Source organism: Streptomyces xylophagus, from assembly GCF_000716435.1.
GTDB classification, from domain to species: domain Bacteria; phylum Actinomycetota; class Actinomycetes; order Streptomycetales; family Streptomycetaceae; genus Streptomyces; species Streptomyces xylophagus.
On record NZ_JNWO01000003.1, the window covers coordinates 262,799 to 287,580 of the forward strand.

Below are 24,782 nucleotides of genomic sequence, written 5' to 3' on the forward strand. Positions count from 1 at the left end.
GTGCGGGTGCGGGATCAGGTGGGGAGGAGGCCGGTGCGGAGCTTTTTGAGGGTGCGGTTCAGCAGGCGGGAGATGTGCATCTGCGAGAGGTTCAGTTCGCGGCCTATCTCGGCCTGGGTCAGCTCCTGGCCGAAGCGCATCTCGATGATGGTCCGCTCCCGCGCGTCGAGCTGTTGCAGCAGCGGACCGAGCGTGTGCAGATCCTCGAACAGCTCCAGGGCCGGGTCGGCGTCACCCATCGTGTCCGCGTACTTGGGAGCGCTGTCGGCCTCGTCGTCCCCGCTCGGGGTGTCGATCGAGCCCGCGACATAGCCGTTCGCGGCGACCAGGCCCTCGATGACCTCGTCCTCGGTGAGCTCCAGGTGGGCGGCGAGTTCCTTCACCGTCGGGTTGCGGCCCAGCCGGGTGGCGAGGGTCTCCTTGCTCTTGGCGAGGTCGACGCGGAGTTCCTGCAGGCGCCGGGGCACGTGCACGGCCCAGGTGGTGTCACGGAAGAAACGCTTGATCTCGCCGACGATGTAGGGAATCGCGAAGGAGGTGAACTCGACCTCGCGCGACAGGTCGAACCGGTCGATGGCCTTGATCAGGCCGATCGTGCCGACCTGGATCACGTCCTCCATGTCACCGCTGCCCCGGTTGCGGAACCGGCGCGCCGCGAAGGCCACCAGGGACAGGTTCATCTCGATCAGCGTGTTCCGCGCGTACTGGTACTCGCGGGTGCCCTCCTCCAACTCCTGCAGCCGGTCCAGGAACAGCCGGGACAACACGCGCGCGTCCTTGGGAGCGACCTTGCCCCCGTCCTCGATCCACGGCAGGTCGTCCACGACCTCCGGTGCTCCCGTGCGGGAAGGAGCAGTTGCGTCGAGGGCGTTCACGGAGGAAGCCACGATGCCGCCTTAGCTGGGGAACAGGTCGAACGTCGCGTGCCCCCTTCGCGCGCAAGCATGTCTACGCGGACCTCACGATTCCGCCAACACGTGAAGATCGCGCCTTCTCCCACCCCCGCTGTCTGTTCTACGACGGTTTCGGGCGCCGGTTCACAGGCGGCGCCAGCGTGCCGACGCGAAGGAGAAACCGCCGAAGAGGACCAGCCCGATCGCCACGGCGACCAGCAGCCAGGGGCCCGCCGGAGTGTGCGCGAAGGTGCGCAGCGTGGCGTCCATGCCCTTGGCCTGGTGGGGGTCGAAGCGGACGGCCGCGATCAGCGCGAAGACACCCACGCCGGCGAACACGACACCGCGCGCCACCCCGCCGCCCACGCCCAGACCGGTGACGACCTGCCGTACCCGGCGGCTCATCTTCTCCGTCTCCAGCTTCTTCAGGAAACGCCGCATCACCGCCCGTACGGCGAGGGTCGCGCCGACACCGATCAGGACGCAGCCCACAAGACCCACCAGCTCCTGACCGGCCGGCAGCTTCAGCGCCGAGGCGGTCCAGTCCTGCGACTTCGCGTCGCTGCCGGACGATCCACCGGTCCCGGCGGCGAAGGACGCCGTTCCCCAGCAGACGAAGCCGTAGAACACGGCCCGGCCTCCGTCGAGCAACCGCGAACCGACCTTGCGCGAGGGCCCGTTGTCGAGGATCGCCCCGGATGCCCGCCAGATCGTCATGCAGCCGAAGCCGACGACGAGCAGCCACAGCATGACCTTCCCGAAGGGCTGCGCCGCGACCTGCTGCAACGCCCCCTGCCGGTCCGCCTCCCGGCCACCGCCGCCGAACGCGATCTGCAGGGCGAGAGCGCCCACGAGGACGTAGACGACGCCGCGTGCGACGAATCCGGCGCGCCCGGTGACAGCCAGCGCCTGCTTCCCCTCGGCCTTTCCCGGCGTATGGCTCCGGTTGTTGGAACTCCCGTTCCGCAGCCCCCACTTGTGCGTATGAGACGACGTCATGATGCCTTTCCTGGAAACACTGGACGAGCCGAGATGCGGGCGCACGGTTCGCGTCCCGTCCTGTCGCGTGCCCCGAGCCCGCGCTTCGATGTCCGTCCGGCGGCATCACACCCCGCACACCGCTCAGCGGCGGACCAGCAACACGTCCTCCTCGTGGAGATCGACGGTCACCTCGTATCCGGCAGCGGTCAGGGCCTCGGCGTAACGGACCATCTCCACAGCAGAGTTCAGCGCTTCTTGCACACCAGGCTCCTCCGGTTCGTCGGCCTCGCAGAAGTAGACCTCGTACGATTCCCCGTCCTGACCGGCGCCGACGACGAAACCGTCGTCCCAGCGGTCGTGCTCCCGGAGCCCGGCGAGGCGCAGTGCGTCGCGGATCTCGTCGGCCGGTGTCCTGACGCCGAGGGGATCGGGGGTGTGCAGCAGGGAGCGTCCGGCCTCGACCGCCTTCAGGATCGACCTGCTGTCCAGTTCCCGGAAGTCGGGGTCGAGGGCACGGAGTGCCCGGGTCGACCGCGTACCGAGGCCCGGCAGGATCTGCCCCCGAAGGTCGCAGACATACCCTGCCCAGCCGTTGACCTGGACCGTCGCCGGGTCCGCGACCCGGAGGAAGTTGCCGGCGACGCCGAGTTCGGCGCGGAGGCCGCCGTGGAACTCGGTCAAGTGCTGGTCGGTCAGCACGACTTCGGCACGGGTGTCGCCCTTGATGACGGTGTGCCCGTGGTTGTAGATCCCGGCGAGGGTCTGCGTCACGTCGAGGTCTCCCTCGACCAGGACCTCACTGCCCGCCGTGGCGAGGTTCTTGGCCCGTACGTCGCCGCGCACCAGGAGGAACGGGCCGAAATCCCACTCCCAGTTGGTGATCCAGTCGGTGACGGTGAGGCCTCCGTCGACGACGACACCCAGGAACATGTCCGGTGACGCCTTCGCCAGCCCGGTCCAGGAATCCAGGTGGGAGAAGTCGAGCGGCAGCTGCTCCAGCGCGGCGTCACCGCTGAAGACGACGACCTCCGCGTCGGCGTTCGCCCCGAGGTGGAACAACGACCGCACTCCGAAGCGCTCGTCGGCCTCGTCCAACGGGACTGCCCTCATGTGCCGCACGTCGTCGTTCCTTTCACGGTGTTCGCCCATGGACGGAACCTACTTGCCCGGGTTGTCGGTGGCACCGCCTACCATCCGGCGCATGACCACGACCACTTCACCGACCGGCTACCGCGTCATCACCGTGGAAGAGGCCGAAGAGCGCTTCGGTGTCTCCGCCGATGTCAGCCATCCGTACCAGGACTTCGCCGACGAGCAGGAAATACGGCTCTACGAGGGCGGGTTGACGGTCGCGGGCGGCCTGGAGGCCGAGCCGGACGGCGACTGGGTGCCGTACAACACGATCGTGGACGGCGATCTGACCGTCGGCGGGGATGTGGAGTGGTGGGATTCCCAGAGCGGCAACTTCCTGCTGGTCACCGGTGATCTGCGGGCTCGCCATGTGCTGCTGTCCGGTTGCCCGAGCGTGGTCGTGCGGGGCGATGTGAGTATCTCCGGTGTGATCCAGGGCAGTTACGGCGACGACGGTGGTTTCCTCACCGTGGGTGGCCGCACCCGTGCCGAGGCCGTGATCAGCAGTCTCTACTTCAACATGGACTTCGCCGGGCAGCCGGAGGCACTGCTCATCGCCGACCCGCACCGCACCAGTCACCCCGTCGACTTCACCGATGAGGAACTGGACGACCTCGTCCTGCCCGGGCTCCTCGCCAAGGACGAGACCGCCGACGAACGCGCGATCAGCGCCGCGCTGCGGGCGGGACAGCCCGTCCTGCGCCCCGGCATCCGGCCCAGCCACCTGCTGGCACTGGACGAGCTCGACGCGCTGCTCCCGCGCGCGGCGGAGGTCACCGAGCTCGACCTGTCCGACCGCAAACTCCGCCGATTCCCCGAGCAGCTCTACGCCTTCACCAACCTGCGCGTGCTGTCCCTCGCGGACAACGACGCCATCGGCGAACTCGGCGAGCGCATCGGCGAACTGACCGCCCTGGAGGAACTCGACGTCTCCGGGACGGAGTTGACGGGTCTGCCGGAGTCCGTCGGACGGCTGCGCAACCTGCGTGTCCTGAACATCTCCGGCAACGCCTTCACGACCCTGCCCGAGCAACTCGGCGACCTGCCCCGGCTCGAAGTGCTCCGCGCCGCCCGGCTGACCTGCCCCGTCCCCGAGGCCATTGCCCGCCTGGTCACCCTGCGCGAACTGGACCTCTCGAACCTCCAACCGGGCGAGTACAACTCCCTGGTCGCCTTCCCGACACCCGTGACGCGGCTGCCCGCACTGCGCTCCCTCAACCTCTCCCAGGTGTTCCTGGAGACCGTCCCGGACGACCTGTTGGCCCTGACCGCCCTGGAGGAACTGGACCTGCGCGGCTCCCTGTCCGCCCTGCTGCCGCGTCTGCCCGACCTGGCGAGGCTGCCCCGTCTGCGGGTCCTGCGGCTGAGCGGCAGGACCCCTTGGTCCTTCCAGCCCGAGCCCGGCCGTGAACTCCTCGCCGGCGTCTGGGAGATCACGACCCTGGAACACCTGGAGATCGACGGCTGGGGCGAGAAGACCCAGGGCGGTCAGGTCGTGCGCACGGCCTTCACCGCCCTGCCCGACGACGCGTTCGCCCGCATGCCCGGGCTGCGCCGCGTCAACCTGTCCTTCAACGAACTCCGCACCCTCCCCGAATCCCTCTTCGCACTACGGCAGTTGGAGGCGGCCGACCTGCGCCACACCGAACTCGACAAGGCGACCGTGGAGCGACTGCGCACCGAATTGGGCATCGAGACCACCCCGGTTGTTCAGGGCCGGTAGACCATCCCCGGCCGGGGCTCGGCGGGGGCCAGCAGCTGGGACACCGTGACGATGGTGTAACCGCGCTGCTCAAGTGCCTTGATGATGCCCGGGACGGCGGGCACGGTCCCCTTGTGCAGGTCGTGCAGGAGGATGATGCCGTCGCGGTGGGTCTGGTCGAGCACCCTCTTGGTGATCAGGGCCGAGTCGGTCGTCTCGTAGTCCTTGGCCGTGACGCTCCACAGCACCTGCGCCAGGCCCAACTCCCGGCAGATCTCGGCCACTTTGCGGTTGGTGCGGCCCTCCGGCGGACGCATCAGGACGGGTCTGGTGCCGGTGATCCTCTCGATGGCGTCCTGTGTGCGGGTCAACTCCTCGCGGGCGTCGGCCGCGTCGATCCGGGTGAGGACCTTGTGGTTCCAGGTGTGGTTGCCGATCTCGTGTCCCTCGTCGGCGATCCGCCGGATGATCTCCGGGTACTTGGCGATATGGCCCTTGCCCTGGAGGAAGAACGTCGCGTGCAGATGGTCCCGCTTGAGGATGTCCAGCAGGCGAGGGGTCGTAGGACTGGGGCCGCCGTCGAAGGTGAGGGCGACACACTTCGCCCTGCGGCAGTCGACGGCGCCGGCGGCGACCGTTCCGGACGCCTTGTTCCGGGCGGCGCGCGGCGAGGTGTGGTCGTACGTCGTGACCGTCAGGGCCAGTGTCACAGTCACGGCGAGGGCGGTGATCGCCGTTGCCGCGAGGGCGACGAGCAGCCGCGATCGGCGTATTCGCGCGGAGAAGGGCATGGGAGACCTTTCCCTGGGTCGGGTGCGGGGCAGGGGTTCAGGACGGGCGGCGGCGGATCCACCAGAAACACAGGCCGGCCAGCCCGGCCGCCAGCAGCAGACACAGGCCGGTCTCCGCCCACTGCAGGGGCCACAGGTGGGATGCCGGATGGAACTCCGCCCAGCGGCCCGTCCTGCCGTGCTGGGCAAGGCACTTCGGGTAGTCGTCGGCCGCGTAGCAGCCGACCAGGTCCGGGACCCGTCGCCCGGTGGCGCCGACCAGCCCCTCGTGGAGCACCCACGCGTTCGAGGGAGCGGCGGAGCCGGTCGTGCGCTGAACCGTGGCCAGGGTGGTGGGCAGCAGCTGACCCCGGACCGACTCCAGCAGATACAGCGCGCCCGCGCCCAGGACGACGGTCGCGCCCATCGCCAGGACGGTACGGCGCAGGATCAGGCCCGCGGTCACGCCGATCAGCAGGGACAGCACGGACAGGCCCACCACCACGGGGCCGATCCCGTCGTACGGATACCACTGCCACCAGGGAAACCAGGCGCCCAGCAGGGACCCCGCGGGTTGCCACCACCACGTCATCGCGGCGGCGATCGTCCCGCTGATCAGTACCGTCAGGGCCACGGGGACGAGGAGTTTGGCCGCGAACCAGCGCGTCCGAGTGACGGACTGCGCGCACACGGTCCGGTAAGTGCCGGACTCCCACTCCTGTGCCAGCTGCGGGCCGCCGAGGAAGATGCCGAAGACCAACGGCAGCGCCAGCATGGCCTGGAGGGGCCTGCGCATCGGGAACTGGTAGGTCTGCGTGAAGGAGTTGAGCTTGTGGGAGCAGTCCCCGGCCGGGACGGTGGTGCCCCGGCAGGCGTCGAGATGTCCCTGGGCGATGGCGGTCGTCATCTCCTGGTGCCGCACGATCGCGTACACCGCGACAACGGCCGCGACGCCGAGGCCGATCCAGAACGCCAGCCGGTTCTGCCGCCAGACCAGCCAGGTCAGCCCGCGCAGTCGTGGTCGCCAACTGGTCCGGGCCGAGGGGCGGTTGGAGATCAGGGCGCCGCTCACACCATCACCTCGTGGTGCGCGCCGGGACGTGCGGCGGAGGTGATCAGAGGGGGCACGTCGTCCGTCCGCAGATGGGCCAGGAGCAGTTCCTCCAGGCTCGGCAGGACCGGCTCGGCGTCTGCCGGAAGCGGGCCCTGGGGGCGGATCAGTGCCGTGGTGCGGCCGCCCGCGCTGCGGGTGTCGACGGTCAACTGGCCGGGCAGGCCTGCCAGTCGGTGGGCCTGGGCATCGGGGGCGGAGACGGTCCGGTGGGCGCCGATCAGTTCGGCGACATCGCCGGCCAGTCTGACCTTGCCGCCGCCGATCAGCACCAGGAAGTCGCAGACGCCGTCGAGTTCGGAGACCAGGTGGGAGGACATCACGACGGTCGCACCGTGCTGGGCGGCCTCGGCCATCAGCGTGTCCATCATCTGTCGCCGGACCAGCGGGTCCAGGTCGGCCATCGGTTCGTCCAGGAGCAGCAGCCGTGGCCGCTTCCCCAGGGCCAGGGCGAAGGCGACCCGGGTGCGCTGACCGCCGGACAGGGTACCGACTCTGGCGTCCATCGGGATGTCTCCGGCCGCGACGATGCGTTCGGCGGTCTCCTGGTGCCAGGTCGGATTCAGCTCACGGCCGATGCGCAGCGTGTCGGACACCCGGAAGCGCGGATAGAGCGCCTTCTCCTGGCTGAGGAAGGCGGTGTGCCGGCGGGCCTCCGCGGACCGGGCCGGGTGCCCGCCCAGCCGGACGGTGCCGGTGCTCGGTTCCGACAGGCCGGCGGTCAGCGACAGCAGGGTCGTCTTGCCGGCGCCGTTCGGACCGACCAGCGCGCAGATCCGCCCGGCCGGCAGCCGGAACGTGCAGTCCCGCAGAGCCCAGCCACGCCGGTACCGCCTGCCGAGGCCGACCGCCTCCAGCGCCGGGCTCTCTCGTGGATCGGTGAGATCGGTTCTTTCGGTCATGCCGGAACGCTAGAAGCGCCGGTCCACGGCCGGCTTCGGCCCAAAGTCGGTACTCGCGTCTCCCCGTACCGACCAAAGTCTCTAGACCAAAGTCTGTGGGGCTCCCGTCTGCGACCGCTCTACATTTGTCGCTTGTGAGCGGTTACCGGCGTGAGAAGACGATCGACCTCGGCATGGTGGTGCTGGCCCTTGTGCTGTCGGCCGCCCTCTCCCTGGTCCAGATCAGGGGCGATCTGGCGCTGAGCCCTGGACTGGGTTCCGGCACCTGGCCGTTCGACCGGCTGAGCTTCACGTCGCCGCTGCTGCTCGGTTTCACCTGGGCGGTGAACCCGGTCTCCCTGGTCGCCATCGGGATGCTGTGGTGGCGCAGGCGATGGCCGACCGCTGTCGCCGTCGTGGCGATAGGGGCCGCGATGATCACTCCGGCTGTGGTGCCGTTGATCGTGGCGCTCTTCACGGTCGCCGTCCTCAGGCCCCCGCGCACCCTCCTCACCGTCGCACTGCTGGCACTGCTGCCGATCCCGGTCCACTTCCTGACCAGTCCCTACGTCTCCGGGGTGCCGATCGCCAACACGGTGATCCTCACGGTCCTGATCGCCGCCGCGATCGGCTGGGGTCTGTTCGTCCGCTCCCTGAGCGAGCGCACCGAACGGGCCGAGGCGGAGGCGGTGTTGCGGGCCCAGCGCGCCCAGCGCGAGGCTCGGGAGGACATCGCGCGGGAGATGCACGATGTGCTGGCGCACCGGCTGTCGCTGCTGAGCGTCCACGCGGGTGCGCTGGAGTTCAACGCGGGCGCGTCCCCGCAGGAGACCACCCGTGCCGCCGCCGTGATCAGGGAGAGCTCGCACCAGGCGCTGGAAGATCTTCAGGTGGTGCTCCAGGTACTGCGGTCGCCGGACGGGAGTCCGGGCGCGGACGGTAGCACCCGCCCCGCGCAGACCGGTCTCGCCGAGGTGCCCGACCTGGTCAGGGAGTCGCAGGACGTCGGTATGAAGGTCGACCTCGACATGCGCGGCGTCGGACCGGGCGGTCCGACGGGCATCGCCGGGCTCGCGGCCTACCGGATCGTCCAGGAAGGACTCACGAACGCCAGAAAGCACGCCCCCGGTGCGCCGGTCAGGATCACGGCGGAGGGCGGCCCCGGCGACGGGCTCACCCTGGAGCTGGCCAATCCGGCCGGACGAGGTGCCGTGCGCGACGGCATACCGGGGGCCGGGCAAGGGTTGATCGGCATCGAGGAGCGGGTCGCGCTGGCGGGCGGCACATTCCGTCACGGCAGGGCCGGAGCGGATTACGTGCTCCGGGCCTGGCTACCCTGGCCGGCATGATCCGTGTGCTCCTCGTCGACGACGACCCGCTGGTCCGCTCAGGACTCCGGCTGATGCTCAGCGGCGCCGACGACATCGAGGTCGTGGCCGAGGCCGCGGACGGCGGCGACGTTCTCGCCCTGGTCGAGGAGCACGCCCCCGACCTGGTGCTGATGGACATCCGCATGCCCGGCGTGGACGGCCTCAAGGCGACCGAACTGCTCCGCGCCCGCCCCGGCGCCCCGGCCGTCGTGATGCTGACGACCTTCAAGGACGACGAACAGGTCCTCGGCGCGCTGCGCGCGGGCGCGGCCGGTTTCCTCCTCAAGCACACCCCGCCCGCCGAGATCGTCGCGGCGGTCCGCAGGGTGAAGGCGGGCGAGCCGGTGCTCTCCCCCGCGGTGACCGAGCAGCTCATCGCCCGGGTCACCCAGGGCGACGGAACGACCCCGCGCCGACCGGAGGCCGCCGAAGCACGCGTCCGGCTCGACCGGCTGGGCGACCGGGAGCGCGAAGTCGCCGTAGCCGTGGGGCAGGGCAGGACCAACGCGGAGATCGCGGCCGAGCTGTACATGAGCGTGGCCACCGTCAAGGCCCATGTCTCCCACATCCTCACCAAGCTGGAACACACCAACCGCGTCCAGATCGCCCTGACCGTGCACTACGCGGGGCTGGTCTGACCCTCCCTCCACGGACGGATACGAGACGTGCCGCACACCCCTCTCCCCCACGGCTCCTGGACCTCACCGATCACAGCGGACCTGGCCTCGCGCGGAATGACCGCGGGCCAGATCGCGGCACCGTCCTGTGTCGGCTTCCAGGGCGAGGAGTTGTGGTGGATCGAGCCCCGCCCGCAGGAAGGCGGACGCTCCGCCCTCGTACGCAAGCGCCCGGATGCCGCAGCCGAGACCGTGCTGCCGGAGCCCTGAAACATCCGCAGCCGCGTCATCGAGTACGGCGGACGCCCCTGGGCGACGGCAGCCGACGACCACGGTGTGCTGGTGGCGATCGTCCAACTCCCGGACCAACGGCTGTACTTGTACCGACCGGACGTCGAAGGGTCCGCGCCACAGCCGCTCACACCGCTTTCCTCCGTCGGCGGCGGACTGCGCTGGGCGGAGCCGGAGATCGGCCTGGTGCGCGGCACGGTCCGTTGCGTAGTGGAGGAGTTCACCGGCGAATAACGCGCCGTGAGTCCCGCGACCGCGGTGTCGAGGGAGCGTTCCAGGGCGGTCGGCCGCCGATGGACGTGGGCCAGCGTGGCGCCGCCCTGGAGCGCGGCCGGGAGCAGGCGCCCCGGGTCCTCGGGATCGGCGTCGGAGCGCACCCGGCCCTCGGCACGGGCGCGCGACACCAGGTGGGCGAGGCTCACCGGCCCGGCGGCTTCAGGCTGCCGGAGAATCCGTAACGGCCTTCCTGGTGGCCTGAAGTACCGCGTCGAGGACGCTCTTGGCCTGTTCGCCGGCAGGTAGTGCGCGTGCGAGAGTGACCGCGCCCACCATCGCGGCGACCATGGCCCAGGCCCGCTCCTCCCGCTCTTCCGCCGTGCCCTGCATGGCGGGGGCGAGGAGCGCGACCACGTCGAGTACGCGGCGCTGGTAGGCCTCGCGGACGGAGTCTCCCGCCCGGGACACGTCCGCGCTCAGCGCCGGCATGACGCAGCCGTGGGCGACGTCCTCGCGGTGGTCGTCGCTGAGGTAGACGCCGAGGAACTCGACGAGCCTGCGCCGCCGTTCGGCCGGGTCGGGGTCGTCGACGACGGTGAACTCGGCGCCGAGCTGCGCGTCCACGACCTGCTCGAGGAACGCCTCCTTGCTGCCGAAGTGCGAGTAGAGGGCGCCCGAGGTGACCTGGGCGGAGGCGGCGAGACCGTCGACCCCCACGCCCTGGAATCCCTTCTCCTTCAGCGTGTGCGCCGCCGTGGCCAGGATCGCCGCCCTGGCCTGCTTCTTGTGGTCCTTCGGGTACCGCATCGCGCGCCCTCGCCCGTCCTTCCTCGTCCCTCGCCTGCTTGCGTTCCGCTCCATGACATCGTAGCGTAGCGCTCGTTATATAACGATCGCTACGCCATGGCGTCGACCCCTGTCATCAGCACGAAGTCCTCCACGGAAAGAGCACGATCATGTCTGCGACCGCTACCCACAACGAAGCCGTCACCAGGACCGTCGACGTCGACGGCACTCCCTTCGCCTACCGCGAGGTCGGCGCCTCCACGGGCACCCCGCTGGTGCTCCTGCACCACTTCACCGCGGTGCTCGACGACTGGGACCCCGCCGTGGTCGACGGCCTGGCCGCCGCGCGCCGCGTCGTCCTGGTCGACCTCCGGGGTGTCGGCGCCTCCGGCGGCACCACGCCCGACAGCGTCGAGGCCATGGCTGCCGACGCGGTGGCGTTCATCGAGGCCCTCGGGCTGACCACGGTCGACCTGCTCGGCTTCTCACTGGGCGGGATGGTCGCTCAGGAGATCGTGCAGCGGCGACCCGACCTGGTCCGCCGGGTCGTCCTGGCCGGCACCTCCCCCGCGGGCGACGCGGGCCCCGCCAACACGTTCACCGTGCTGCAGAACGCCATCCAGAACGCGACGGCCGAGGGCAAGCACCCCAAGCACTTCCTGTTCTTCTCGCCCACGCCGACCAGTCAGGCCGCCGCCGACGCCTTCCTGGGCCGCCTGGAGCAGCGGACCCAGGACCGCGACACCGAGGTGACCAACGAGACCATCGGTGCCCAGGTGACCGCCCTGGCCAAGTGGGAGAAGAGCAGCTCCAGCGCCGGTCTCGCCGACGTCCACCGGCCCGTCCTCGTGGTCAACGGCGACGACGACACGATGATCCCGACGATCAGCTCGTTCCACCTCGCGCACCAACTGCCCGACGCCGAGCTGAGCATCTACCCGGACTCCGGGCACGGCGCGCTCTTCCAGCACCACGACCTGTTCGTCCAGCAGGTGCTGGGCTTCCTGCGCGACTAGAGGGCGACTGGCGCGCGGCTAGAGGTCGGAACCATCCGATTGATGTAGCGACAAATCGATTCGCCGGGTGAACGTCACGGCATTCGACCGACCGCGCAGGTCAGCGCGGCGATCCTGGGGCGCGCGTCCAACTGATCGGCGGGCACAGGCCATTCAGGACTGTCCCGCCACTGACCTGGGAGTCTCCCTTTGCGTGTTCGTCGTCTGGTGACCAGCGCCCTCGGTTCCGTCGCACTCGTGCTCACGTCCTTCGGCACGGTGGCCGCCGCCAGTCCGGCGACCACCGGTCCGTGCGGGTTCTACGAGACCGGCTCCGACGCCTTCTACCGCCACTGCACCACCGACGACTCGCGGGTCGTCATCAAGGTCGAGGTCGCCCGGGCACGCGACTACGAGCGGTGTGTCGGGCACGGTACGACGTGGCTGGGCTCCGCCCGCAAGATCCAGGGCGCCCACTACGCCGGGCGCACCTGCTGACGCGCACCTGTCGTCACGACGGCGCCGGCCGGCATCATCGAGATGCCGGCCGGCGCCGTCGTCGTGGTGCGTCAGAGCGTCACAGCGCCGCGGTCGTCCCCTCGCCGGAGCCGCTGCCCGCGAGCCACTGGTCCCAGCCGAGGTTGAAGTCGGCGTAGCCGTTGTCGGCCGGGGCCTTGCCTCGGGGCGATCCGGTGATCGTGATGGGGTCGCCCTGCTTGACCTGGCCGTAGAACCACTTGGCGTCCGACAGGGAGAGGTGGACGCAGCCGTGCGAGCCGCGGGCGCTGCCGCTGCCCGGGTTCGGGTCGCCGGTCGAGTAGTGCACGTAGGTGCCGGACTGGGTGAGGTGGATGTCCCAGGGCAGCGTCAGGTCGTAGTAGTTGGGGCTGCCCTTGTCGCAGCTGATGCCGACGCTGCAGGAGGTCATGTGGACCTTCTCCTGCTTGTCGATGACGGCCATCGTGCCGTCCCACGTCGGGTACTCGGCGCTGCCCGCGTTGATCGACAGGGTGCGCACCGCCGCGCCGTTCTTGGTCACCTTCATGGTGTGGTTGGTGACGGAGACGTCCGCGCGGACGTCGTCGCCGATCTTGAAGGTGTGTGTGTAACTGTGCACGCCGTAGCGGCCGTTGCCGTTGCTGACGCCCTTCATGTCGGCGTCGATCTTCACCGTCGTGCCGGAGGGCCAGTACGTCTTCGGGCGCCAGTCGACGCGCTTGTCGCCCATCCAGTGCCAGGCGCCGACCACGGACTGCGAGGCGCTCACCTTCATGTGCTTCTCGACGGTGGCACGCGCCTTGGACGCCACCGGGTTCGTGAAGATCACCGAGATGGGCATGGCCACGCCGACCGTGGTACCGGTCTGTGGGGTGATCGTGTCCAGCAGCATCGGCGGGCCCAAGGGCTTCGTCGGTGAGGGCGAGGCACTCGCGCTCGGCTTCCCCGACGCCTTCGCGTCGTCGCTGCCGCTCGCCTTGGCACTGCCCCCCCCGCCGCAGGCACTCGCGCCCACCAGCATCGCACCCGTGACGAGTGCGATCCCTATGCTGCCCTTGCGCCGTCCCACGACTTGCCCCACTCTCTCTAGCTCTTCGGCCCTGACGGGCCCGACTCACTGTCAGACATCAAAGGACGGGGCCGCAGTTGCGTACGCCGTGTAAAGCGTGTCTCAAGATTCCCTGTGCACCGGCCCTGCCTCCGCCGCCTCCGGCCACTCCCTGTCGGTGAAGGCGCTGGGATCCTCGGGCCGTACGAACTGGGGCGCGCCCGCGAACGCGGAGATCGGTTCCGGCCGGGGTTCGGTGGCGATCAGCAAGTCGGCCAGGTGACCGACGAGTTCTCGCGGACCGGCCTGCTCGGTCATCGTCGTGTACCCGATCCGCACCATGCCGCTCGTCTCCTCGTGGGTCGGTCGCGTGCCTACGGTCTCCCGTCCCGTCACTGTTTGGTGCCGAGGCGCAGGTCGACCTCCTTCTCCTGGTCGCCCGACGCCGCGCCCCAGTGGTCCACGGCGAACGCGGTGCTCAGCGCTTCGAACAGCTGGTCCACGGCGACATAGCCGCCCTGGAGCGTGGCGGAGACCGAGCCCTCCAATGGCATCGGATCCGTCGGGATCCACTCCGGCGTCGGCTCGAACTCCGCGGTCCACACGACGGAGTTGTCGCCCGGTTGCTCCTGGGGCACGTCGTCTGCGGGCCGGTCGGTGGGGAACGCCGTCCGTAGCACGCCGAAGACGGTGGCGGCGTCCTCCTTGGACGCTCCGGTGAGGGACACGGTGGCCATCGAGGTCACTTTCCTTGCGTGGAGCGGGGACGTGGGTGGTCGGGCGTCAGCCGGGCGGTTCGTCTGGCACAGGTTGCCCGGGACATGAGGCGCGAGTACCCCGGACGCCGACGATGATGCTGGTGAGGCCGCATACCGGGTCCGGACTGCGGTCACCGGGAGCCAGCTCCGCCTCATCCCTGCTCCTTCTTCGGGAAGACGTACTCGTCGAGGATCAGGCCGACAGCGACGGCCGCCGGGATGGCGACGAGGGCGCCGATGATGCCGAGGAGCGCCCCGCCGACCAGCACCGCGAGGACGGTGACCAGCGGGTGGACGTCGACGGCGAATTTCATGGCCCTGGGCACGATGAGGTAGTCCTCGGCGACCCGGAAGACGACGTAGAAGACCGCGGTCGCGATCGCGATGGGCAGGGACACGGAGAGTGCGACGAGGCTAACGACGACTCCGGCCAGGGTGGAGCCGACGATCGGGATCAGGTCCATCAGGGCGGTGAAGACGCCCAGCGCGGCGGCGTACGGCACGCCGGTGGCCACGCACCAGCCGAAGGTCGCCGCTCCGGCGATGCCCGAGGTGACGAGGTTGCCGAGCATGAACTTGCCTATCCGGTTCATGATTTCCTCGGCGACGCCCTCGACACGCTCACGGCGACTGGCCGCCACGAAGCGGTAGCCGAACTGCTTCATGGTCGGCAGGGCCGCCATGCAGTACAGGGTCACCGTGATCACGATCGCCGTGGACGTGACGGTACTGAGGACGATCTGACCCGCGCCCAGGACACCTCCCGCCAGGCCGCTCGCCCCGCCTCCCGAGCCGATCTGCTGCTTGGCCTTCTCGACGAGGTGGTAGCGGTCCTCCAGGCGGCCGAGCGTGGACTGGTGGTTGTGGACCTGCTCCAGCCAGCCGGGCACCGCGTCGACCAGTGCCGTGATCTCTTTGGCCACCGGTGGAATGACCAGGGCCAGGAATCCGCCCAGTACGACGAGGAAGCCGGTCAGCACGATCGCGACGGCCCAGCCGCGCCGCAGACCCCGGCGCGTGAACCAGAGGACGAGCGGTTCCAGGCTGATCGCGATGAACACGGCCAGCAGCAGCAAGGTCAGCATCGAACTGACCCGCATGACGGTCTGCACGGCGAGCCACGCCAGGCTCGCGCCCAGTCCCAGAGCGAACCCCACGGTCACCCATGACCGCCTGCGCCCGCCGCGTGGTTCTTGGTGCGGCGGCTTCCAGGGCGCCTGCGCCTGTACGCCGTCCGCCGTTCCGGGGTCCGAGCCGTTCACGCCCGTCCCTTCCGGCGTGCCGTGCTCCTCCCGAGCGGACTCGGGCTCGGACTGCGCAGACATCGCGACGCCTCTCCTCGACTGTCTCGAACGGTGGCACCGTCGCCGGGTACCCAGGCACTCCGCTCGTACGGCGTCCAGGGCCGGGCATCCGCACTGCGAAGGGGCACCGGCTCGCGGCGGACGGCGCGCATCCGCAGCGCCCGCTGTGGGCGTCGACCGGCGTCAACGGCCATGTCCCGGCCGCCGCCGGTGGGTCACAGCGGTGTGCGCAGGGAGGTGCGGCCGGCGCGCCAGGCCGTGAGGAGGTGGTTGCCGAGCCGGTTCTCGGTCCGTTCGGTGGCGTCGACGCCGAAGGCGATGTCCTCGTCGAGGGAGGGGTCGGTTTCGAGGAGGCCGCCTACGACGTCCCGGCGGACGATCTGTTCGTGGACCGCGTCGGCCTCGACGTGTTCGGCGTAGAAGTGGACGGCGGCAGAGCCCGCGCCGACCCGTCGCAGTCCGTTGGCGAGGCGTCGCGAGCCGGGCGACGAGGTCGTCTCCACGGCCGCGAAGTGGCCCACCAGGGCTCCGCTCAGCGCCCGGTGGAGCCCGAACAGGGACATGAGGTTGACGCTCGTCAGCATCTCCGCGCCGGCGGTGTCGACGTACTGTCCGTACGCCGTGTCCAGGCCGAGGTCCGCCATCAGGTCGGCGAACAGCTGAGCGTGGATGCGCTCGGGCCGTCCTGCGCCGAACTCGTCGTACTCCACGGCGACCATCGCGGCCTTCGCGCGTCCCGTCAGCCGCGGGATGACCCAGGCGTGCGGGTCGGCTTCCTTGAGGTGATAGAGGGAGCGTTGGGCGGCGTACTCGCGGAACTGCCACAACTCCCCTTGTTCCGCGAGGAAGTGGGAGGGGCCGTCGCCGTCGACGGGTTCCACGAGAAGGTCCGCGAGGGCGTCCCCGGCCGTTCTCGGCGGGCCGGCGTCGGCGCGGAGCGCGGTCAGGAAGCGCTGTTCCAGCTCCGCGCGCAGCCGCAGCAGTCCGGGCTCCCACTCCCACCCGGGGTCGACACCGGCGAAGCCTCGGTAGTGCAGTTCGTAGCAGAGGTAGAGCGCCAGTTGGAGATCGTCGCCGTACGGCTCGGCGTGCGCTGCCGTCACCCGTTGCGGGAACGGTGTCCCGGCGGGCCGGGTCAGTGCCTGGCGGACCGTGCGGGAGAGTTCGCCCCTGCTGCGCGGCAGCGCGGGGCCGGTTGTCTGGCCACGGGCGAGCGGTGCGGTGGTGGTCATGCGGTCCGCCTCTTGTCCCGGGGACGGTGGCTGGTGTCGCACCAGGGGTAGGACCGGCTGCGCCGGCAGACGCAGAGCGCGACGGTGAAGCGGTCCGAGCGCGCGGTGCTGCCGTCGTCGAGTACGACCTCGACCGGCCCTTCGACGAGGAGCGGCCCGTCATTCGCCAGCGTGACGCGGCGCGGTTGTTCACCGGGGGCGTTCGGCTGGTCAGCGGATGCGTTCGGCACGGATGACCACCAGCTCTTCCTTCTCCTCGTCGGCGTCGACGAGTCCCCGGTCCCGCAGCCACGCCCCTCGTGAGCGGAGCACGGGACCGAACGGCACGAGACACCGGTCGGTCACCCGGGCGTCGAGCCCCGACCGCTCCAGCGCGGCCAGCGTCGATGCGATGCCGCACAGGGCGGAGTGCACGAGCAGCAGCACGCCGCCGGGACGCAGCGACGTGTGCGCGCTCCGGCAGATCCGGTCCAGCAGGAGACGTCCGTCAACGCCCGCGTCCCACGCCACCGCGGCACGGTGACGGCGCGGGTCGGCCCCGGGCGTCGGGACGTAGGGCGGATTGCTCACGACGAGGTCGAAGCGGCGGCCGCCTACCGGCCCGAACAGATCGCCGTGGAGGACTTCGACGGGCAGCCGGGCGAGCCGGGCGTTGAGCCGGGTGGTGAGGACGGCCCGGTAGGTCCTGTCGACGGCGGTGACGTGGGCGCCCCGCCGGGCCGCGGCCAGGGCGAGGGCCCCGGTACCGGTTCCCACGTCCAGGACGGCGGCTCCAGCGGGTACGTGCTCCCGGTCCAGGGCCCGGGTCAACAGCTGGGTGTCGTGCTGGGGGGTGTACACCCGCCACGGGGCCAGCACCGAACCGCCCTCACTGTCGTTCCGGGTCATCAGGTCAAACACACGTACACCTCGCAGCCCGCGCCCCGAGCGTGTCACCGGACGCACCCGTCCGGGTGGCTCAATGCGAGGGGGCGCCTCACGGGCGAACCTCACAGGGCACACCCGACCAATGCGTCACAGCTCCGAGTGCCCGGCGAAACGCCCCTCACACCGCACAACGGACACTTCTACGATCATCCAGGCGCCGCAGCCGCACACCCGGCCGACCGAGCCGGCCGTCGGGACAACCCCCAGGCCCGTCACTCCCCCGGATTGTCCTGGCGCTGCCTGGCGCCGGGGAGCATGTCCTGGACCTTCGCCTTCAGGCCCTGGCGGATCATGCCGACGCGGTCGCTGTCGCCCTTGAGGACGGCCGAGGCGGCGGCCTCGATCTGTTCGAGGGTGGCGTGCGGCGGGATCGGCGGTACGGCGGGGTCGGTGCGGAAGTCGATGACGAACGGCCGGTCGGCGCCGAGGGCCCGCTGCCAGGCCTCCTCCACTTCTCCCGGCTTCTCCACCCGTACTCCGTCGAGCCCGATCGAGCGGGCGAAGTCGGCGTACGGCACGTCCGGGAGGGCCTGCGAGGGCAGGAACTGCGGGGCGCCGGCCAGAGCGCGCATCTCCCAGGTCACCTGGTTCAGATCCTGGTTGTTGAGGACCGCGACGATCAGCCGCGGGTCCTCCCACTCGGGCCAGTACTTGGCGGCGGTGATGAGTTCGGCCATGCCGTTCATCTGCATGGCCCCGTCCCCGACGATCGCCAGCGCCGGACGGTCGGGATGGGCGAACTTGGCGCCGATGACGTACGGCACACCGGGCCCCATGGTGGCGAGGGTGCCGGACAGGGAGCCACGCATGTTTCCGCGCATCCGCAGGTGCCGTGCGTACCAGTTGGCGGCGGAGCCGGAGTCCGCGGCCAGGATGATGTCGTCGGGCAGGAGCGCGTCGAGGGTGTGCACGACGTACTCGGGGTTGATCGGGTCCGCGTCCACGGCGGCCCGCCGCTGCATGACGTCCCACCAACGGGCCGTCGCCATCTCGGTCTTCTTGCGCCACGAGCCGTGCTTCTTGCGCTTCAGGTGCGGCAGCAGTGCCCGAAGCGTCTCCTTCGCGTCCCCGACGAGGTTGACCTCGAAGGGGTAGCGCAGCCCGATCATGAACGGGTCGATGTCGATCTGCACGGCCCGGGTCTGCCCGAACTCCGGCAGGAACTGGGTGTACGGGAAGCTGGAGCCGACGACGAGCAGCGTGTCGCAGTCCCGCATCATCTCGTAGGAGGCGCGGGTGCCGAGCAGGCCGATCGATCCGGTGACGTACGGCAGATCGTCGGGCAGGGCGTCCTTCCCGAGCAGCGCCTTGGCCACCCCGGCGCTGAGCACGTCGGCGATCTCCTCCACCTCGGCCCGGGCACCGCGCGCGCCCTGCCCGATCAGGATCGCGACCTTCTCGCCCTCGTCCAACACCTCGACGGCGCGCGCGAGTTCAGCCACGGGCGGGACCGGCGCCGAGTGCGTCAGGCCGAGGCTGGACGGCACCATCTTGAAGGCGTGGGTGGGCTCCGAGTAGGTCAACTCCTGTACGTCGGCAGGGATGATGACCGCGGTCACCGTGCGCTTGGCGTACGCGGTGCGCATGGCGCGGTCGATGACGTTGGGGAGTTGCTCGGGGACGGTCACCATCTCGCAGTACGCGGAGGCCACGTCCTTGTAGAGGCTCAGCAGGTCGACCTCCTGCTGGTAACTGCCGCCCATGGCACTGCGGTTGGTCTGCCCGACGATCGCGACGACCGGCACGTGGTCGAGCTTCGCGTCGTAGAGCCCGTTGAGGAGATGGATCGCCCCGGGGCCCGAAGTCGCCGCGCAGACACCGACCTTGCCGGAGAACTTGGCGTAGCCGACGGCCTCGAACGCGGACATCTCCTCGTGCCGCGACTGGACGAACTTCGGCTTGTTGTCGGCTCGGCCCCAGGCGGCGAGCAGGCCGTTGATGCCGTCACCGGCGTAGGCGAAGACGTGATCGACGTCCCATTCGCGGAGCCGCTGGAGAACGTAGTCGGACACCTTGATGGACACGGGAGTTCCTCTCGTCTTCGCCCCTTCGCGGAGGCCGCTCGGATGCCTTGGGCCGGGTTCCCGGTGATCGGGGTGCCTAACGTCGGGCCGCAGAAGGGCGCTGTCCGCCGCGGGTCCGGCCGGGGGTTTGGCCTGGAGGGAGGGGGGTAGTCGCCAGGTAAGTGCTTCGGAGAAGTAGGCACGTCCGTGGGAGCGACGAACCGTCGCGCCGGGTGTGCCCCTCCGTGTGACCGGTGCGCTCCCCACGGTGACCGTCCACCACCCCAGAGCAGGGGAAGCGTGAGGCACCATGCCCGCTCGACTGAGCACGAAGCAGCATCCGCACGACGACGCCCCCGACACCGCGGAGTCCTTCCGCGCGCTCGCGCTCCTCGCCCCCGGACCGCGGCACGACACCGTCCGCGGGGAGATCGTGGAGGCCTGGCTGCCGATGGCCGACCGGCTCGCCGGGCGGTTCCGCAACCGGGGTGAGAGCTCCGAGGATCTGCGTCAGGTCGCGGCCCTCGGCCTGCTCAAGGCCGTCGACCGGTACGACCCCGCGCGCGGCAACGCGTTCGAGAGCTATGCCGTGCCGACCATCACCGGCGAGATCAAACGGCACTTCCGCGACCACATGTGGACCGTGCATGTGCCGCGCCGGGTACAGGAGTTGCGCAACCAGGTGCGGTTCGCCGTACAGGATCTGTCGCAGACCGTTCCGGGCCGGCGGCCCACCACCGCCGAGATCGCCGCGCAGGCCGGCCTGCGCGAGGAGGACGTCCTGGTCGGGCTGGAGGCCATGGAGAGCTTCACCGCCCTCTCGCTGGACGCGGAGCTGGCCGGCGGCGAGGACGGTTACTCCCTGAGCGACACCCTCGGGGCACCCGACCCGGCCCTCGACATCGTCGTCGACCGTGAGGCCGTCAAACCCGGCCTCCACGATCTCCCGGAACGCGATCAGGTCATCCTCTATCTGCGGTTCTTCGGCGACATGACACAGGCCGGCATCGCCGAGCGGCTCGGCATCTCACAGATGCACGTCTCCCGGCTGCTCGGCCTCTGCTGCGACCGACTGCGTGATCAGGTGATGCACGACGCGGCCTGAGACCCCGACCGGTTTCCTTTCGCCCTCTCAGGGCACTTCGGTTGCCAGGTCGTCGCGCGCCGCTCGGACGACGCAGCGGAACAACCAATCGAACAGGGCGAGTTGGCCTCGCCGGTGGAGGTGTCAGGTGAACCGGCGTACAACACTCCTCGGCGTGGCCGAGGTTCTGGCCTGGTGGGCCTTACTCGCCCTGCTGTGGCTGGTGTTCATCCGCGCAGTGGGCTCGAAGGAATTCGTCATGGGCGCGCTGGCCGCGCTGATCGGGGCGTTCGCCGTGTGGGGCACGCGGCGGGCGGTGAGCGGGTGGTGAACGGCGGGGGCGTCGCCGACGCATGGTCGGGCCGAGCCGGGTAACCCCAGTGGTATGGCACGGACACCGATACCGGATCACCAGGGCGACGCGCCGGACCGGCCCACCCAACTGCCGAAGCGGTCGTGGTGGGCGGTACTGAAGGGCACCATCAGGGAGTTCCAGGCCGACGAACTCGCCGACCGCGCGGCGGCGTTGACGTACTACGGAGTGCTGTCGCTCTTCCCGGCGCTGCTGGTCCTGGTCTCGTTGCTGGGTGTCGCGGGCCGGTCGACGACCCAGCAGGTGCTGGACAACATCGAGAAACTGGCGCCGAGTTCGACCCGGGACATCATCCGCGACGCGGTACGGCAGCTCCAGGCACCCGGCGGCCTCGGGTCGATCGTCGCCGTGGTCGGCATCGTGCTCGCGGTGTGGTCGGCCTCCAGCTACATCGCGGCCTTCATCCGCAGCGCCAACGTCGTCTACGACATGCCCGAGGGACGCCCCCTGTGGAAGGTGCTGCCCATCCGCGTCGGCGTCACCGTTGTCCTGCTGGTCCTCACCGTGGTCAGCGCGCTGATCGTGGTGTTCACCGGCGGCCTGGCCCGCGCGGCCGGTTCCGCGTTCGGCGTCGGGGACGCCACGCTGGCGGTGTGGTCGATCGCGAAGTGGCCGGGGCTGGTCGTCCTGGTCACGCTCATGATCGCGATTCTGTACTGGTCGGCGCCGAACGTGAAGGGCCGCGGCTTCCGTTGGGTCACTCCGGGCAGTGTGCTGGCCCTGGTGGTCTGGATGATCGCCTCGGGCGGCTTCGCCTTCTACGTGGCGCACTTCGCGTCGTACAACAAGACCTACGGCACGCTCGCCGGCGTGATCGTCTTCCTCATGTGGCTGTGGTTCAGCAATATCGCGGTCCTGCTCGGGCTCGAGTTCGACGCGGAGCTGTCACGTCAACGTGCCGTCGCCGGCGGACTCCCGAAGGATGCGGAGCCCTACCTCCCGCCCCGTGACACCCGTGCCTGGAGCGAGGAGGACCAGCGCCGCATGAACTGACACGGTCCGTGGCGGAGGAGTGTTCCCGGCGCACATGGTGGCTTCGTACACTCCATGGTCTACGCCGGAGGAGTGCCCCTGGCACACATGGAGGCTCCGCACACTCGGCGGACACTCCACATGGGGAACCCGTGGTCACCCCGAACGCGAACCCCACCGCGGTCGCCGCTGGTCCTCGCTGCGCCTGCCGCCGGACCTCCCGCCCCCGGACAGCTGCTGCGGGGTCAGCCGCTCGCTGTCGTCCTTCGCGTGCGGCATCTCGTCGGGCTCGCGCATCTCCTGGACCTCGTGGGTCGGCCCGGACTCCGGCAGCCGGGGCTGCTCCTCCGGGCGCGGCGGCGCCGACTCCCGACGGCGGGCCTTGATCCCGAGCCGTACGGCCCAGACCAGTCCGACGACGAGGATCAAACCGGCGACCAGCGGAAAGACTCCGAGGGCCGCTCCGCTCGACGCGACCATTTCCGTGTTCGGTGTGTTCATCGGTGCCGGGTACCCCGGGGCCGCCGGGACAACCTCGCGGGCGTGGCCGTCGAGGGCGACCCCTCCGGCACACGGTCCGAACCGGAAGGGCCTGACCATCACATTCCCCCGGGGGACATGACGACGGCTGACGGCCGAGTGCCCACATATCCGCGACCTACCTGTCGCCGCCGCCTGCCGGGATCAACTGCCGTCCGGGCGTCTGACCGGACGGTTTCAGGGCACTCGGCGACCAGGAGGTTCGCTCATGATTCCCATCCTGCTGGTGTTGCTCGTGGTGCTGATTCTCTTCGGCGCCGGTTTCGCGGTCCAGATTCTCTGGTGGATCGCTCTGGTCGTCCTCGTCCTCTGGCTGCTCGGGTTCCTGATGCGCGGAACGAGCGCGAGCGGAAGCCGGGGCCGCTGGTACCGCTGGTAGTCCTCGGCACGGCGGCCCGCACCCGGGTCGGACAGCCCTCACGCACCACCTGGAGCAACGATGACCAAGCACGAGCACGCACGGCCCACCCCTCCGTCGCAGGCGCCCGGGGAGAGCGGCGACCCGGAGGCCCGGGAAGAGGCGGAGGAAGCCGTACGTCCCCGCACACCGGAGGAGGCTTCCGCGTCGGACAGCGGCGAGGGGCAGCCCTCTGAGAAGGACGCGCAGGCTGCCGTATCGGATGAATCGGACGAGTAGCGGTTCCCGTCCGGGGCGTCGGTCGCGTGCGGAAACGGGGCGACGGCGGCGGCCATCAGCGGCACAAGTGATCTCCGCTCCCTGTCCCTCGCAGCCGCCCGAACATGTATGCGGTCGGCGGGGGCAGGAGATGCCCATCCTGCTTTCCACCTGAGGCGGCACCGTGACCCATCCCGTGAATGTCCGCCGACCGACCGTCGCCGTCACCTCGGAAACCCCGGAAGTGACGAACGACCTGCCCTGGATCGAGGAGGGCGGCAAGGTCGCCCCCAAGGACGCACGCGTGCTGTCCCGGCTGTTCCTGGACCGGCTGCGGAACCTGGAGGAGGGCACCCAGGAGTACCAGTACGCGCGCAACACGCTCATCGAGATGAACCTGTCCCTGGTGCATTTCGCCGCCCGCCGCTTCCGCAACCGCGGCAGCGGTGACATGGAGGACGTCGTCCAGGTCGGCACGATCGGCCTCATCAAGGCCATCGACCGGTTCGACCTGTCGCGCGAGGTCGAGTTCACCTCGTTCGCGATTCCCTACATCGTCGGCGAGATCAAGCGTTTCTTCCGTGACACCACCTGGGCCGTACACGTCCCCCGGCGCCTCCAGGAACTCCGTGTCGACCTCGCCAAGAGCAGGGAGGCACTCACCTCCACGCTGGACCGCAACCCCACCGTGAAGGAGCTCGCCACCCACCTCGATCTGACCGACGCCGAGGTCATCGAGGGCATCGTGGCCGCCAACGGCTATGTCGCCGGGTCCATCGACACCCCGGGCGGAGAGGCCGAGACCGACGACGGCGCGCCGAAGTACGCGGACACCATGGGCGACGCCGACCCCGCCCTGGAGCTGTTCGAGGACCTGCACACGCTCGGCCCGCTGCTGCAACAGCTCGACGACCGGGAACGAGCGATCATCGAGATGCGCTTCGGCCAGGAGCTGACCCAGGCCGAGATCGGCCGCGAACTGCACGTTTCCCAGATGCACGTCTCCCGCCTGCTGAACCGCACCCTCACCAAACTCCGCAGCGGACTGCTGGCCGGATGAGCACACGAGTCTCACAAATCGCCGGGCGGGGAGTCGGTGCGGCGCACCCCGTCGCCCAGGGCGATGCGGGCGGTGACGGTCTTGCCGGTCGGTTCGAGGCGGACCTGGAAGGCCTGCACGACGGCCATGACGATCTCCAGGCCGTGCTGACCGACCCTGCGCGGATCGACCCGGCGGGCGAGCAACTGCACACGGGCGGTGTCCCTTACGGTCACCTCCACCGCGTCGTCCAGGATGCGCAGTTCCATCCACAGCGGGCCGGGGGCGTGTTTGCGGGCGTTGGTGACCAGTTCGCTGACCACCAGCCGCGTGAGGTCCATGGCCCGGGTGGAGACGGTCACCCCGCGTTCCGCCACGGCACGGCCGAGGAAGTCCGCCGCGAGGTGGCGTGCCTCGGCGATGCAGGTGTCGTCGCCGCTCAGCGGGACGGCGATGGTCATGGGGCGAGTGCTCGGCTCGCCGTCGCCGTCATTGTCGGCAGGCTCCACTCTGCGTCACCTTCGTTCCCCTCGTCGGCCGACGCCTACCCGGCACGACGTACCTCATGTTCTTGCCAGTCGAATTGCCGGCGAACGCGGTCGAGGACACGGTGACAGACGTACACCCACCCCAGCCCGGATATC

The 24,782-nt window shown here is 69.9% G+C and carries 30 protein-coding genes; 13 read left to right on the top strand and 17 right to left on the bottom strand.

Annotated elements, in window-relative coordinates; translation table 11 throughout:
• Positions 1–14: 14 nt before the first annotated feature.
• From OO70_RS08160 to OO70_RS08170, 3 genes are all read right to left on the bottom strand, one after another.
• Positions 15–875: an RNA polymerase sigma factor SigF gene (locus OO70_RS08160; RefSeq protein WP_043666185.1), complete on the bottom strand. Its 861-nt coding sequence runs from the start codon at positions 873–875 to the stop codon at positions 15–17.
• Positions 876–1,037: 162 nt separating this feature from the next.
• Positions 1,038–1,892, bottom strand: a complete 855-nt coding sequence (locus OO70_RS08165) for a DUF1206 domain-containing protein (protein WP_078651298.1) — start codon at positions 1,890–1,892, stop codon at positions 1,038–1,040.
• A gap of 123 nt (positions 1,893–2,015) precedes the next feature.
• The gene (locus OO70_RS08170) at positions 2,016–3,023 is read right to left on the bottom strand and encodes a hypothetical protein (protein WP_158711423.1); all 1,008 of its coding nucleotides are present in this window, start codon (positions 3,021–3,023) and stop codon (positions 2,016–2,018) included.
• Between the two features lie 52 nt (positions 3,024–3,075).
• Between OO70_RS08170 and OO70_RS08175 the strand changes: the two genes are divergently transcribed.
• Positions 3,076–4,728, top strand: coding sequence for a leucine-rich repeat domain-containing protein (locus OO70_RS08175; RefSeq protein WP_158711424.1), 1,653 nt, complete (start codon positions 3,076–3,078; stop codon positions 4,726–4,728).
• On the opposite strand, the gene OO70_RS08180 is transcribed toward OO70_RS08175, so the two are convergent.
• From OO70_RS08180 to OO70_RS08190, 3 genes are read right to left on the bottom strand one after another with little or no spacing between them, the layout of a single operon-like run.
• Entirely contained in the window at positions 4,716–5,498 is a 783-nt protein-coding gene (locus OO70_RS08180; RefSeq protein WP_078651299.1) for a polysaccharide deacetylase family protein, read from the bottom strand. The two genes, OO70_RS08175 and OO70_RS08180, sit on opposite strands and share 13 nt — an antisense overlap.
• A gap of 37 nt (positions 5,499–5,535) precedes the next feature.
• Entirely contained in the window at positions 5,536–6,549 is a 1,014-nt protein-coding gene (locus tag OO70_RS08185; protein WP_234336782.1) for an ABC transporter permease, read from the bottom strand.
• On the bottom strand, positions 6,546–7,490 hold the full coding sequence (locus tag OO70_RS08190) for an ABC transporter ATP-binding protein (protein ID WP_043666193.1): 945 nt from the start codon (positions 7,488–7,490) through the stop codon (positions 6,546–6,548). The genes OO70_RS08185 and OO70_RS08190 overlap by 4 nt, the downstream gene beginning before the upstream one ends.
• Positions 7,491–7,624: 134 nt before the next feature.
• On the opposite strand from OO70_RS08190, the gene OO70_RS08195 reads away from it, so the two are divergent.
• The 4 genes from OO70_RS08195 to OO70_RS57005 all read left to right on the top strand — a co-directional run bounded on the left by OO70_RS08195 (position 7,625) and on the right by OO70_RS57005 (position 9,981).
• The gene (locus tag OO70_RS08195; RefSeq protein WP_051740883.1) at positions 7,625–8,818 is read left to right on the top strand and encodes a sensor histidine kinase; all 1,194 of its coding nucleotides are present in this window, start codon (positions 7,625–7,627) and stop codon (positions 8,816–8,818) included.
• Positions 8,815–9,477, top strand: coding sequence for a response regulator (locus tag OO70_RS08200; RefSeq protein ID WP_043666196.1), 663 nt, complete (start codon positions 8,815–8,817; stop codon positions 9,475–9,477). The genes OO70_RS08195 and OO70_RS08200 overlap by 4 nt, the downstream gene beginning before the upstream one ends.
• A gap of 27 nt (positions 9,478–9,504) precedes the next feature.
• Positions 9,505–9,726 (top strand): hypothetical protein, encoded by a 222-nt coding sequence (locus tag OO70_RS57000; RefSeq protein WP_043666201.1) that lies wholly within the window; start codon positions 9,505–9,507, stop codon positions 9,724–9,726.
• Between the two features lie 72 nt (positions 9,727–9,798).
• Positions 9,799–9,981 carry a hypothetical protein gene (locus OO70_RS57005; protein ID WP_158711425.1) on the top strand — a complete coding sequence of 61 codons (183 nt, stop codon included), beginning with the start codon at positions 9,799–9,801 and terminating at the stop codon, positions 9,979–9,981.
• 201 nt (positions 9,982–10,182) lie between these two features.
• Here OO70_RS57005 and OO70_RS08215 read toward each other — a convergent pair whose 3' ends face one another.
• Positions 10,183–10,770, bottom strand: a complete 588-nt coding sequence (locus OO70_RS08215; protein WP_043666205.1) for a TetR/AcrR family transcriptional regulator — start codon at positions 10,768–10,770, stop codon at positions 10,183–10,185.
• Between the two features lie 149 nt (positions 10,771–10,919).
• Here OO70_RS08215 and OO70_RS08220 point away from each other — a divergent pair, with 149 nt between their 5' ends.
• Complete coding sequence (locus tag OO70_RS08220) at positions 10,920–11,765, top strand: alpha/beta fold hydrolase (RefSeq protein ID WP_043666207.1); 846 nt, start codon at positions 10,920–10,922, stop codon at positions 11,763–11,765.
• 189 nt (positions 11,766–11,954) lie between these two features.
• The gene (locus OO70_RS08225) at positions 11,955–12,242 is read left to right on the top strand and encodes a DUF6355 family natural product biosynthesis protein (RefSeq protein WP_043666210.1); all 288 of its coding nucleotides are present in this window, start codon (positions 11,955–11,957) and stop codon (positions 12,240–12,242) included.
• Between the two features lie 79 nt (positions 12,243–12,321).
• Here the strand turns inward: OO70_RS08225 and OO70_RS08230 are convergent, their stop codons facing one another.
• The 8 genes from OO70_RS08230 to OO70_RS08265 form a co-directional block, all read right to left on the bottom strand.
• Positions 12,322–13,263 (bottom strand): L,D-transpeptidase, encoded by a 942-nt coding sequence (locus OO70_RS08230; RefSeq protein ID WP_051740974.1) that lies wholly within the window; start codon positions 13,261–13,263, stop codon positions 12,322–12,324.
• 150 nt (positions 13,264–13,413) lie between these two features.
• On the bottom strand, positions 13,414–13,632 hold the full coding sequence (locus OO70_RS08235) for a hypothetical protein (RefSeq protein WP_158711426.1): 219 nt from the start codon (positions 13,630–13,632) through the stop codon (positions 13,414–13,416).
• A 50-nt stretch (positions 13,633–13,682) separates the two neighbouring features.
• Positions 13,683–14,027 carry a hypothetical protein gene (locus tag OO70_RS08240; protein ID WP_043666220.1) on the bottom strand — a complete coding sequence of 115 codons (345 nt, stop codon included), beginning with the start codon at positions 14,025–14,027 and terminating at the stop codon, positions 13,683–13,685.
• A gap of 173 nt (positions 14,028–14,200) precedes the next feature.
• A complete protein-coding gene (locus OO70_RS08245; protein ID WP_234336783.1) occupies positions 14,201–15,373 on the bottom strand; it encodes an AI-2E family transporter in 1,173 nt (390 codons plus the stop codon).
• Between the two features lie 194 nt (positions 15,374–15,567).
• Positions 15,568–16,584: an iron-containing redox enzyme family protein gene (locus OO70_RS08250; protein ID WP_051740888.1), complete on the bottom strand. Its 1,017-nt coding sequence runs from the start codon at positions 16,582–16,584 to the stop codon at positions 15,568–15,570.
• Positions 16,581–16,814 (bottom strand): CDGSH iron-sulfur domain-containing protein, encoded by a 234-nt coding sequence (locus tag OO70_RS08255; RefSeq protein WP_043666223.1) that lies wholly within the window; start codon positions 16,812–16,814, stop codon positions 16,581–16,583. The genes OO70_RS08250 and OO70_RS08255 overlap by 4 nt, the downstream gene beginning before the upstream one ends.
• Positions 16,795–17,472, bottom strand: coding sequence for a HemK2/MTQ2 family protein methyltransferase (locus OO70_RS08260; RefSeq protein WP_051740976.1), 678 nt, complete (start codon positions 17,470–17,472; stop codon positions 16,795–16,797). Before OO70_RS08260 ends, OO70_RS08255 begins: the two co-directional genes overlap by 20 nt.
• A gap of 251 nt (positions 17,473–17,723) precedes the next feature.
• Entirely contained in the window at positions 17,724–19,535 is a 1,812-nt protein-coding gene (locus OO70_RS08265) for a thiamine pyrophosphate-requiring protein (RefSeq protein WP_199827273.1), read from the bottom strand.
• 289 nt (positions 19,536–19,824) lie between these two features.
• On the opposite strand from OO70_RS08265, the gene OO70_RS08270 reads away from it, so the two are divergent.
• The 3 genes from OO70_RS08270 (at position 19,825) to OO70_RS08280 (ending at position 21,964) form a co-directional block, all read left to right on the top strand.
• The gene (locus OO70_RS08270; RefSeq protein ID WP_043666225.1) at positions 19,825–20,619 is read left to right on the top strand and encodes an RNA polymerase sigma factor SigF; all 795 of its coding nucleotides are present in this window, start codon (positions 19,825–19,827) and stop codon (positions 20,617–20,619) included.
• A gap of 127 nt (positions 20,620–20,746) precedes the next feature.
• A complete protein-coding gene (locus OO70_RS08275) occupies positions 20,747–20,929 on the top strand; it encodes a hypothetical protein (RefSeq protein WP_043666227.1) in 183 nt (60 codons plus the stop codon).
• 54 nt (positions 20,930–20,983) lie between these two features.
• Positions 20,984–21,964 (top strand): YihY/virulence factor BrkB family protein, encoded by a 981-nt coding sequence (locus OO70_RS08280; protein WP_051740890.1) that lies wholly within the window; start codon positions 20,984–20,986, stop codon positions 21,962–21,964.
• Positions 21,965–22,099: 135 nt separating this feature from the next.
• Here the strand turns inward: OO70_RS08280 and OO70_RS08285 are convergent, their stop codons facing one another.
• Positions 22,100–22,444 carry a DUF6479 family protein gene (locus OO70_RS08285; protein WP_063749696.1) on the bottom strand — a complete coding sequence of 115 codons (345 nt, stop codon included), beginning with the start codon at positions 22,442–22,444 and terminating at the stop codon, positions 22,100–22,102.
• 247 nt (positions 22,445–22,691) lie between these two features.
• Between OO70_RS08285 and OO70_RS08290 the strand changes: the two genes are divergently transcribed.
• The 3 genes from OO70_RS08290 to OO70_RS08300 all read left to right on the top strand — a co-directional run bounded on the left by OO70_RS08290 (position 22,692) and on the right by OO70_RS08300 (position 24,159).
• Positions 22,692–22,862, top strand: coding sequence for a hypothetical protein (locus OO70_RS08290; protein ID WP_043666229.1), 171 nt, complete (start codon positions 22,692–22,694; stop codon positions 22,860–22,862).
• A 60-nt stretch (positions 22,863–22,922) separates the two neighbouring features.
• Positions 22,923–23,120, top strand: coding sequence for a hypothetical protein (locus OO70_RS08295; RefSeq protein ID WP_043666232.1), 198 nt, complete (start codon positions 22,923–22,925; stop codon positions 23,118–23,120).
• Positions 23,121–23,295: 175 nt separating this feature from the next.
• A complete protein-coding gene (locus tag OO70_RS08300; protein WP_043666869.1) occupies positions 23,296–24,159 on the top strand; it encodes an RNA polymerase sigma factor SigF in 864 nt (287 codons plus the stop codon).
• A gap of 11 nt (positions 24,160–24,170) precedes the next feature.
• Here OO70_RS08300 and OO70_RS08305 read toward each other — a convergent pair whose 3' ends face one another.
• Positions 24,171–24,647 (bottom strand): ATP-binding protein, encoded by a 477-nt coding sequence (locus tag OO70_RS08305; RefSeq protein WP_407702753.1) that lies wholly within the window; start codon positions 24,645–24,647, stop codon positions 24,171–24,173.
• Positions 24,648–24,782 lie beyond the last annotated feature (135 nt).

Coding starts and splice junctions, on each gene's coding strand:
- OO70_RS08250 (WP_051740888.1), bottom strand. CDS start 16,584: ATGACCACCACCGCACCGCTCGCCCGTGGCCAGACAACCGGCCCCGCG.
- OO70_RS08200 (WP_043666196.1), top strand. CDS start 8,815: ATGATCCGTGTGCTCCTCGTCGACGACGACCCGCTGGTCCGCTCAGGA.
- OO70_RS08240 (WP_043666220.1), bottom strand. CDS start 14,027: ATGGCCACCGTGTCCCTCACCGGAGCGTCCAAGGAGGACGCCGCCACC.
- OO70_RS08270 (WP_043666225.1), top strand. CDS start 19,825: ATGCCCGCTCGACTGAGCACGAAGCAGCATCCGCACGACGACGCCCCC.
- OO70_RS08230 (WP_051740974.1), bottom strand. CDS start 13,263: ATGCTGGTGGGCGCGAGTGCCTGCGGCGGGGGGGGCAGTGCCAAGGCG.
- OO70_RS08220 (WP_043666207.1), top strand. CDS start 10,920: ATGTCTGCGACCGCTACCCACAACGAAGCCGTCACCAGGACCGTCGAC.
- OO70_RS08290 (WP_043666229.1), top strand. CDS start 22,692: ATGATTCCCATCCTGCTGGTGTTGCTCGTGGTGCTGATTCTCTTCGGC.
- OO70_RS08165 (WP_078651298.1), bottom strand. CDS start 1,892: ATGACGTCGTCTCATACGCACAAGTGGGGGCTGCGGAACGGGAGTTCC.
- OO70_RS08175 (WP_158711424.1), top strand. CDS start 3,076: ATGACCACGACCACTTCACCGACCGGCTACCGCGTCATCACCGTGGAA.
- OO70_RS08180 (WP_078651299.1), bottom strand. CDS start 5,498: ATGCCCTTCTCCGCGCGAATACGCCGATCGCGGCTGCTCGTCGCCCTC.
- OO70_RS08280 (WP_051740890.1), top strand. CDS start 20,984: ATGGCACGGACACCGATACCGGATCACCAGGGCGACGCGCCGGACCGG.
- OO70_RS08295 (WP_043666232.1), top strand. CDS start 22,923: ATGACCAAGCACGAGCACGCACGGCCCACCCCTCCGTCGCAGGCGCCC.
- OO70_RS08285 (WP_063749696.1), bottom strand. CDS start 22,444: ATGAACACACCGAACACGGAAATGGTCGCGTCGAGCGGAGCGGCCCTC.
- OO70_RS08170 (WP_158711423.1), bottom strand. CDS start 3,023: ATGGGCGAACACCGTGAAAGGAACGACGACGTGCGGCACATGAGGGCA.
- OO70_RS08245 (WP_234336783.1), bottom strand. CDS start 15,373: ATGTCTGCGCAGTCCGAGCCCGAGTCCGCTCGGGAGGAGCACGGCACG.
- OO70_RS08235 (WP_158711426.1), bottom strand. CDS start 13,632: ATGGTGCGGATCGGGTACACGACGATGACCGAGCAGGCCGGTCCGCGA.
- OO70_RS08190 (WP_043666193.1), bottom strand. CDS start 7,490: ATGACCGAAAGAACCGATCTCACCGATCCACGAGAGAGCCCGGCGCTG.
- OO70_RS08215 (WP_043666205.1), bottom strand. CDS start 10,770: ATGCGGTACCCGAAGGACCACAAGAAGCAGGCCAGGGCGGCGATCCTG.
- OO70_RS08260 (WP_051740976.1), bottom strand. CDS start 17,472: ATGACCCGGAACGACAGTGAGGGCGGTTCGGTGCTGGCCCCGTGGCGG.